Genomic DNA, 9,022 nt, shown 5'->3' on the forward strand with positions numbered 1-9,022 from the left:
CTTGCAGAGGATCGCGCTGTCGTAGCGCTTGCCGTCGAAGCGCATCACGTCGACGATGTCGAAACCCTGCGCGCCGTAGAACGCGAGCAAGTGCGAAGCGGGATGCGGCGTATCGAGTGCGAGCAGCGTATAGCCGCGCAACGCGGCCCATTGCTCGGCGAACGACAGCAGCAACGCGCCGATCCCGCGACTCTGGCAAGCGGGGTCCACCGCCACCTGCCGCACGCTCGCGACGCCTTCGCGCCGGTACAGCGAGCACGCCGACGACGGATCGGTCGCATAGAGCGTGGCCGTGCCGATCACGCGCCCGCCGCACACGGCGACGTAGCACTCGCCCGCTTCCGCGCGACGGCGCGTGACGTCCTCGCTCTGGTCGACGCACGTGCAGTTGAGTCCCATCGCGCCGAGCCGCGCAAATGCGCGATGCAGCATCGGCGTGAGTTGCGCATAGCTGTCGAAGGCCGGATCGAAACGCCGCACGATCACCCGATCGGCGCACACCGAAAGCGGCGCGGCAGGTGTGTGTTCGGCGATCGCGTTCCAGGGTATCGACATTGCCATGCTCCGTGGTTGGGATGCCCGAAGTCTATGAGCGCGCCGGCCGCCCTCGCAAGAAAAAATGTCGTAAAAGTTTGGGGAAATGCGTGCGTGAGAGACGATAGCGACGGTGCGTGCCGCGGCGCTGCGTGGGGCGTTGCGAACGCATGAAAACGCGCCGATCGTTGCTTGCGCAAGCAACGCATCTCGCCGCCGGATCACGCGTCGGCGCGCGCCGTTGACACATACGGCGGCGCCATCCAGACTCGCTGGATTCTCACCGCTCAGAGCGCGCTCATGGTCACCTGCTTCCTTCGCTACGTCATCGATCCGTACAAGCTCGACCAGTTCGAGACCTACGGCAAGATGTGGATTCCGCTCGTCGAAAAATTCGGCGGCACGCATCACGGCTACTTCCTGCCGTCCGAGGGGGCGAACAACATCGCGCTCGCGATGTTCTCGTTCCCGAGCCTCGCCGAATACGAGCGCTACCGCGAACGCTCGATGGACGATCCGGCCTGCCAGGCCGCGTTCCGCTACGCGGAGGACACGCGCTGCATCGTCAGCTACGAGCGCAGCTTCTTCCGGCCGGTATTCGAGTAACTGAGTAACGGGCAACGGGCAACGGCCCGGCACATCGCGCCCCTTTTCCTGACCGGGACGAAAAAAAAGCCCCGCCTGCATCCGCGCGGCGGGGCCAACCCATGTCAGTAGAGACATCAAGGAGGAGACGAGCCCATCTTATCGACCACGGCTCGCCGTCCCAACCAAGCATTTCTGCTATCGATCTGGGCGGCCGCGCACACGATTGCCCCTGCCGCGCGGCATATCGATAGAACGAAAAGTCGTTTTCAGAGTGACGGCGGGGTCGTTACCATCTGGGTTTTAAGCCTGTGCTTAGCCGGGCAAGCCATCCCCAAGGAGCGCCCCTTGACTGCATTCGATCAACACCGCCGCCCGTTCGTCGTCGGCATTGGCGGTACCACCCGGGCAGCGTCGTCGACCGAACGCGCGCTGTCGTTCGCGTTGCGCGGTGCGCAGGCGGCCGGCGCACGCACGCGCCTGTTCGACGGCCCGTTCCTGCATACGCTGCCGCACTACGCCCCCGAACACAAAACGCTGACCGACGCGCAGCGCGAACTGATCGACGCCGTGCGCCAGGCCGACGCGATCATCATCGCGACGCCCGGCTATCACGGCGGCGTCTCCGGCCTCGTGAAGAACGCGCTCGACACGCTCGAGGAACTGCGCGCGGACGATCGCCCCTATCTCGACGGGCGCGCGGTCGGCCTGATCGTCACCGCCTATGGCTGGCAGGCGGCCGGCACCGTGCTGACGTCGCTGCGTTCGATCGTGCACGCGCTGCGCGGCTGGCCGACGCCGTTCGGCGCGACCGTGAACACGCTCGAAACGCGCTTCGACAGCGCCGACAGCTGCTCGGATCCGAAGGTCGTCGCGCAGCTCGAGACGGTCGGCACGCAAGCGGCCGAGTTCGCGCTCGCGTTCGCATCGCATCGCGCGGCCTCGCATGCGGCATCGGTCGATGCGCTCGCACCCGTGCTGAAGATCGCCAACCAGTAATCCCCCCGCCTTCCACCGCCCGCGCCCGGCCGACTCCATTCGCCGGCGTGGGCGGCGCACATTCCGACGAACGGCCACGCGCTGCGTACGTCGATGCCTCTCCCTGCTGCCCGTTCCCCGCACCAATAACGATTCAGCCCGCCGCGTGATTTGCATTGGCCGAAAGATTGGTTCACGCCGCGGGCGGGTTTTCGTACGCTGAACTTCCGAACTCTCACCGCGCACGCCATGAACCGTACGATTCGCTACAAGGGCTACGAAGTCGCCCCCGCTGCCGCCCGGTTGCCGAACGGGCTGTTCGCCGCCAACCTGACGATCGAGAAGGCGAGCGGCGGCCCGTCGCCGCGCGCCGTGTCGTTCGACGCGATCGATTTCTTCTTCGAGGAAGAGCACGCACTGGCCTACGCGTCCCGCTGGGGCCGCCTCTGGGTCGACACGAACGCGTGACGCGCGCCTGACCGGCGTGCGCATGGCCGCTCGAAAATACGCGTTTACGGAAGCTATGCAAGAATCTTTCGACCCGTAATCGCATAGCAACAGCCATGAGTGACACGCTGCAGGAAGAACATGCAGCGGCAGATCACGCAATGCGCAACTGGACCTTCGCGAGGCCAGGTCCGGTCCGGATCGGTTCCGATGCGCACATGCAGATGTTCTGCCGCATGCTGCTCGACACACACAACCCGTACAAGCCGGCGGTGATCGACTGGCCGCCGCTCAAGCCCGCCGAACTCAAACGGCTCACGTCGCTGCCGATCTGGGACATCGCGGTGCAGACCGAAGGCCGCGCCTCGATCCGCGTCGCGACCTATGCGGCGACCATCGGCGATCCGCTGCTGCGCCACGCGCTCGAGATGGACGGTGGCGAGGAAGCGCGCCACAAGGTCGTGCTGTCGAAGCTCGTCGAGGCGTACGGCATCCGGCTCGCCCCCGAGCCGCCCTATCCTGCGCCGAAGGATCCCGAGTGGTCGTGGATGGTCACGGGCTTCAGCGAATGCATCGACAGCTTCTTCGCGTTCGGCCTGTTCCGCTCCGCGCAGCGCTCCGGCTATTTCCCGCCCGAACTCGTCGACACCTTCGAGCCGGTGATCCAGGAAGAAGGCCGCCACATCCTGTTCTTCGTGAACTGGTACGCGTGGTACTGGCGCAGCCTGCCGTGGTGGCGCCGGCCGTGGTTCTTCGTGCGGGTCGCGGCCGTGTGGGTGCATTTGATCCGGGAACGCATCGGCATCGCGCGCGGCATCGATTCCGACGGCGTCGCGCGTGACGCGAACTTCCCGGCGACCGGCACCGCCGACATCGGCGATGCGCTCAACCCGCGCGAGCTGATCGAACTGTGTCTTGCGGAGAACGACCGGCGGATGGCCGGCTACGACACGCGCCTGCTGCGCCCGATGTTCGTACCGCGCATGGCGCGGTTCGCGCTGCGGTTTCTCAAGAAGTAAGGCAACCGCTCGGGACAGGGCCCGGTTGCCCGGTCGAACACCCGGGCAACGCCCCGCGACGATCGTCACGCCGGGATGGCCCGAGTCGCGCCGGGATCCGGCGGCCCGCAGTCGCTTCGTCCGTGTCCGCGCGCACAGCAGGCGATCCGCGGCGATCGATGCGGCTGTTCTGTTCCGTGCCCTGCGTCCCGTCCGAGCCTCGATGCGTGCTCGTCGCACATGCACGGCGTACCGCATCCCTTGGGTTGCCCGGCTCGCCGACGGTTCGACGTCGGCCCATCGCACGCGGGACGACACCGCACCGCCCTGCATCCGCCTGCCGGATGTGCCGCGCCCGCCCCATTTGCTCCCGCCCTTTTTCCCGCAGCGTCGGCGGGCGTGCGCCGCGCCCGGACAAATTGTCACACCCCGGATCTGACAATTCGGCGCCGCCGGCGCCCATGCCGGCCAGCGTCACTCACACCCTGTCGCCAGCAGGCCCAAAGCGGCAGCAGGTCACACCTTCCGGAAGGGTCCGCCCCCACCTCGCATCCCGCCCGAATATCAACATAAGCGAAACAGTCAATAGGACAAATCCGAAAAACGAATGATGACGGTCCGACCCGCCGCTCTGTAGCACTTTTTTACAAATTCGATGCCCCAACCGGCCCGAAACGCCCGCCACGCGGGCCACCGTAGCGGCCAGGATGCGCAAATCAGCACAGCCCGATTGTCGAAATTCCAAATTAAATCGATTTACCGTAAATCCATAAAATCAAAGCAAAATCGACAGACAAATAACCAATTAACAAATTAACAAAATGGTGACGATATTATCCATTCGCACACCACGAAACATTACATTGATGAAAGAATTACATGATGCGCAAACGTTTGCTATTTCATTTGTCTTACGTTTTGACCGGGAAGATGTGTAACCTACCGCACAAAAGCAATGTAAGCACTTGATTTTTATGATGAAAATATATTTTCCAGCACGGTCACGGAACGCTACAACGAGCATTCTTGCACCATTCAAATGCATTCTGCACCAATACATCAAAACGCGATGTATTAACCATCTTTTAACTTTCGAAACCCTTCATTTATCACTTTTTGTCAATCTTAAAAATCTCCATCCAATAAACTCCGCCCATCAATTTTGAGATTCGCGCGAGCGCACGGAGTAATCCTCTAACGAAAGAGACCGGTGTGTGGCGTGCACATTTGGAGGTAGCAGGACATGAACCGCACATACCGCTCGATCTGGAACGAAGCTCTTGGCGCCTGGGTCGCGGCATCGGAAATCGATTCGGCACGGGGCAAGCCGAACAAGTCGGCTGTCGCCGCCGCAGTGCTCGTCGCGCTGGCAACACTGCCTTCGTTCGGTAGCGCCAATACGCTCATCCCTGGCACAACCAACGGCAGCCAGTTCACGGTGTCGTCATGCACCTCAAGCGGTGGCAGCGGTACGGTCGGCCGCACGACTACCGGCAACACCAATGCGTATCCCGTCGATGGATCCGGCACTTATTCCACGGTCGCGGGTTGCAACGCCAGCGGCAACAACAACCTGGCGGCGACGGTTTACGGTGCGTTCGCCCAGGCCACCGGTACCGGCGGTACGGCGACGGGCTTCCTGTCGTCTGCTGCGCTGTGGGGCACGTCCGCCGGCCTCGAGTCGACGGCCAGCGGCACGGGTTCCACCGCGCTCGGCTTCGGTGCAACGGCCAACGCGCTGAATTCGGTTGCAATCGGCGGCGCGGCCGGCAATGGCACAACCCCGCTTTCGTACGCAAACTCGACCATCGCTTCAGGTAACGGTGCAGTTGCTATCGGCAGCAATGCAACCAAGGGCGCACAGTCGGCCGCTTCGGACGGCATCGCGATCGGCGGGCAGTCGTCCGTCGCCTCGACCGCCACCTCGGGTATCGCGGTCGGCCGCGGTGCAACCGTCAATGGCGCGTACGGCATCGCGCAAGGCGACGGTGTCACCTCCGGCGCGACCGGCCAGAACGTCGCCATCGGCTCGTCGGGCACGACCGCCAACAGCGGTTCCGCGAACGGCGGCGCCGTGGCGATCGGTCGCGCGCAAACGGCCAGCGGCGACGGCGCGGTTGCGCTCGGCACCAGCAACTCGGCCAGCGGCACGGGTGCGGTCACGCTCGGCAATGGCAACTCGGCGAACGGCACGGGCGCGGTTGCGTTGGGCAGTGCCAACAGCGTGACGGGTCAGGGTTCGGTCGGTATCGGCAGCAGCGCGACGGCGGCTTCCGCTGGTTCGACCGCGATCGGCGCGTCGACGTATGCGGGCGGCGCTTCGGCAGCGGCTTCCGCTTACGGCAACGGCAGTTCCGCGACGGCGAACTATGCGACCGCGATCGGTGTCAATGCCAGCGCTGCCGGCGGCGGCAGCGTGGCGCTTGGCGTCGCCACGGCAAGTGCGCTCCAGAGCGTTGCAATCGGCCAGACAACCACGGCGTCCCAAGCCGGCAATATTGCGATCGGGTCTTTCGCGACCGCAAGCGGTAACGGCAATGCAATCGCGATGGGCTACCAGTCGACCGCTTCGGCCGGCAACGCGCTGGCGCTCGGCTACCTGTCGGTGGCCAACGTGGCAAACTCCGTTGCCCTTGGCAACAACTCGGCGACGATTGGTGCGGCGAACACGGCGACCGGTGGCACCGGTTTGGTGAGCTCGGCCACGATCAGTGGCCAGACGTTCAGCAACTTTGCCGGCGCAAACGGTGCCAACGGCGTCGTCAGCGTCGGTACGGCAGGCAACGAGCGCCGGATCCAGAACGTTGCCGCTGGTCTCGTCACCTCGAGCAGCACCGACGCGATCAACGGCAGCCAGCTCTACTCGGTCGCGAGCACGACGACGTCTAGCATCACGAGCCTGTCGACGTCGGCTTCGACCGGTTTGTCGTCGGCTAACAGCTCGATCGGTTCGCTCTCGACCTCCACGTCGACGGGTCTCTCGTCGGCCAACAGCTCGATCGGTTCGCTGTCCACCGGCCTCACGTCGCTGTCGACTTCTGCGTCGACCGGCCTGTCTTCGGCGAATAGCTCGATTGGTTCGCTCTCGACCTCGACGTCGACGGGGCTCTCGTCGGCTAACAGCTCGATCGGTTCGCTGTCCACCGGTGTTACGTCGCTGTCGACCTCCGCGTCGACCGGCCTGTCTTCGGCCAATAGCTCGATCGGCTCGCTCTCGACCTCCACGTCGACGGGGCTCTCGTCGGCCAACAGCTCGATCTCGTCGCTGTCCACTGGCGTTACTTCGCTGTCGACGTCCGCTTCGACGGGCCTCTCGTCGGCGAATAGCTCGATCGGTTCGCTGTCCACCGGTGTTACGTCGCTGTCGACCTCCGCGTCGACCGGCCTGTCTTCGGCCAATAGCTCGATCGGCTCGCTCTCGACCTCGACGTCGACGGGTCTCTCGTCGGCCAACAGCTCGATCTCTTCGCTGTCCACCGGCGTCACGTCGCTGTCGACTTCCGCGTCGACCGGCCTGTCTTCGGCCAATAGCTCGATCGGTTCGCTCTCGACTTCGACGTCGACGGGTCTCTCGTCGGCCAACAGCTCGATCTCTTCGCTGTCCACCGGTGTTACGTCGCTGTCGACTTCCGCGTCGACCGGCCTGTCGTCGGCGAATAGCTCGATCGGCTCGCTCTCGACCTCGACGTCGACGGGTCTCTCGTCGGCCAACAGCTCGATCTCTTCGCTGTCCACCGGTGTTACGTCGCTGTCGACCTCCGCGTCGACCGGCCTGTCGTCGGCGAATAGCTCAATCGGCTCGCTCTCGACCTCTACGTCGACGGGTCTCTCGTCGGCCAATAGCTCGATCGGTTCGCTGTCCACCGGCGTCACGTCGCTGTCGACCTCCGCGTCGACCGGCCTCTCGTCGGCGAATAGCTCGATCGGCTCGCTCTCGACCTCGACATCGACGGGGCTCTCGTCGGCCAATAGCTCGATCGGTTCGCTGTCCACCGGTGTTACGTCGCTGTCGACCTCCGCGTCGACCGGCCTGTCGTCGGCGAATAGCTCGATCGGCTCGCTCTCGACCTCCACGTCGACGGGGCTCTCGTCGGCCAATAGCTCGATCGGTTCGCTGTCCACTGGCGTTACTTCGCTGTCGACTTCCGCTTCGACGGGCCTCTCGTCGGCGAACAGCTCGATTGGTTCGCTCTCGACCTCCACGTCGACCGGCCTCTCGTCGGCCAATAGCTCGATCGGTTCGCTGTCCACCGGCGTCACGTCGCTGTCGACTTCCGCGTCGACCGGCCTCTCTTCGGCTAACAGCTCGATCGGCTCGCTCTCGACCTCGACGTCGACGGGGCTCTCGTCGGCCAATAGCTCGATCGGTTCGCTGTCCACTGGCGTTACTTCGCTGTCGACTTCCGCTTCGACCGGCCTGTCGTCGGCGAATAGCTCGATCGGCTCGCTCTCGACCTCCACGTCGACGGGTCTCTCGTCGGCCAATAGCTCGATCTCGTCGCTGTCCACCGGTGTCACTTCGCTGTCGACGTCCGCGTCGACCGGCCTGTCGTCGGCTAACAGCTCGATCGGTTCGCTCTCGACCTCCACGTCGACCGGCCTCTCGTCGGCCAACAGCTCCATCTCGTCGTTGTCCACCGGCGTCACGTCGCTGTCGACCTCCGCGTCGACCGGCATTTCGTCGGCCAATAGTTCGATCGGTTCGCTGTCGACCGGCCTGAGCTCGACCAACAGCACGGTCCTGTCGCTGTCCACGTCGACGTCGACCGGCCTCTCGTCGGCCACCAGCTCGATCGGTTCGCTCTCGACCGGCCTGAGCTCGGTCACGGTCAAGACGGACAACCTCGGCAACAGCACGGCGTCTGCACTCGGCGGCGGGTCCAAGTACGATCCGACGACCGGGACGGTCTCCGCACCGGCGTACACGACCTACAACGCGAACGGCACGACGACGACCGCCAACAGCGTCGGCTCGGCGATCAACAACATCAACAGCCAGGGCATCAAGTACTTCCACGCGAACTCGACCGGCGCCGACAGCACCGCGACCGGCACCGACGCCGTCGCCATCGGCACCGGCGCCGTCGCCGGCACCAACAATTCCGTTGCGCTCGGCGCCAACTCGCAGACCAACACGGCGACTGCCACGAGCAGCGCGACCGTCGGCGGCGTCACGTTCGGCGGCTTCGCAGGCACTTCGCCGGTCGGCACAGTGAGCCTCGGCAGCGACAAGAACGAGCGACAACTCACCAACGTCGCCGCCGGCCAGGTAACGTCGAGCAGCACCGACGCGGTCAACGGCAGCCAGCTCTATTCGGTCGCCGCCCAGGTTGGTAGCGCGACCAGCGCCATTTCGTCGCTGTCGACTTCGACCTCGACGGGTCTCTCGTCGGCCAATAGCTCGATCGGTTCGTTGTCGACCTCCACGTCGACCGGTCTGTCGTCGGCTAACAGCTCGGTTGATTCGCTGTCGACTTCCA

Annotated in this window: 6 protein-coding genes; 5 read left to right on the plus strand and 1 reads right to left on the minus strand. The window is 64.5% G+C overall.

The features are described 5' to 3' along the window. A partial coding sequence (locus tag JYJ84_RS21135) for a GNAT family N-acetyltransferase (RefSeq protein ID WP_205189428.1) occupies positions 1-555 on the minus strand: 555 nt, incomplete at its 3' end. Between the two features lie 279 nt (positions 556-834). Between JYJ84_RS21135 and JYJ84_RS21140 the strand changes: the two genes are divergently transcribed. From JYJ84_RS21140 to JYJ84_RS21160, 5 genes are all read left to right on the plus strand, one after another. Then, positions 835-1,140: an NIPSNAP family protein gene (locus tag JYJ84_RS21140; protein WP_122949615.1), complete on the plus strand. Its 306-nt coding sequence runs from the start codon at positions 835-837 to the stop codon at positions 1,138-1,140. 327 nt (positions 1,141-1,467) lie between these two features. Continuing rightward, complete coding sequence (locus JYJ84_RS21145; RefSeq protein ID WP_027790596.1) at positions 1,468-2,118, plus strand: NADPH-dependent FMN reductase; 651 nt, start codon at positions 1,468-1,470, stop codon at positions 2,116-2,118. Between the two features lie 228 nt (positions 2,119-2,346). Then, complete coding sequence (locus JYJ84_RS21150) at positions 2,347-2,565, plus strand: hypothetical protein (protein WP_011354057.1); 219 nt, start codon at positions 2,347-2,349, stop codon at positions 2,563-2,565. 95 nt (positions 2,566-2,660) lie between these two features. Next, positions 2,661-3,563 carry a ferritin-like domain-containing protein gene (locus tag JYJ84_RS21155; RefSeq protein ID WP_122947973.1) on the plus strand — a complete coding sequence of 301 codons (903 nt, stop codon included), beginning with the start codon at positions 2,661-2,663 and terminating at the stop codon, positions 3,561-3,563. Positions 3,564-4,785: 1,222 nt separating this feature from the next. Beyond that, positions 4,786-9,022: ESPR-type extended signal peptide-containing protein (locus JYJ84_RS21160; RefSeq protein WP_275890733.1), on the plus strand; the 4,237-nt coding region annotated here is incomplete at its 3' end.

It is taken from the genome of Burkholderia sp. LMG 13014 (assembly GCF_905232215.1).
Classification (GTDB): Bacteria; Pseudomonadota; Gammaproteobacteria; order Burkholderiales; family Burkholderiaceae; genus Burkholderia.

Coding starts and splice junctions, on each gene's coding strand:
- JYJ84_RS21150 (WP_011354057.1), top strand. CDS start 2,347: ATGAACCGTACGATTCGCTACAAGGGCTACGAAGTCGCCCCCGCTGCC.
- JYJ84_RS21155 (WP_122947973.1), top strand. CDS start 2,661: ATGAGTGACACGCTGCAGGAAGAACATGCAGCGGCAGATCACGCAATG.
- JYJ84_RS21140 (WP_122949615.1), top strand. CDS start 835: ATGGTCACCTGCTTCCTTCGCTACGTCATCGATCCGTACAAGCTCGAC.